This window comes from Gilvimarinus sp. 1_MG-2023, assembly GCF_030548285.1.
Genome location: NZ_JAUOSC010000601.1, coordinates 1 through 318, shown reverse-complemented (window position 1 = coordinate 318; position 318 = coordinate 1). Strand labels below are relative to the sequence as shown.

The following is a 318-nucleotide window of genomic DNA, read 5'->3' as shown; positions in this document are numbered from 1 at the left end:
TCGTTCGGCTGGCTCTATTGTAAAAAAGATGGCTTGATTATCAGGAATGTATTATGTAAATTCTTGTGATTTTATATTAAAATAAATTACTCGAACCAGAATCAGGATTATTATGTCATTGTTTAAATACTCATCTGGAAGTCAGCTATCCCTGCCGAAAAATGATCAACACCAGTTTGCGATGCAACATGCAATGACGTTGTTTCATGCTAATGCTATTTATAGTTTTATACCTAAAAATGGCTGTTCAACTATGCGTATATCTGTTGCTGTCGCTAATGGTTGTATTGATGGAATAGAGCAAGGCCATTGGATACA

The 318-nt window shown here is 34.9% G+C and carries 1 protein-coding gene; it reads left to right on the top strand.

Annotation, left to right across the window (positions count from 1 at the left end; genetic code table 11):
- Positions 1-112 precede the first annotated feature (112 nt).
- The coding region (locus Q4563_RS18265; protein WP_303605516.1) for a hypothetical protein at positions 113-318 on the top strand (206 nt) is incomplete at its 3' end.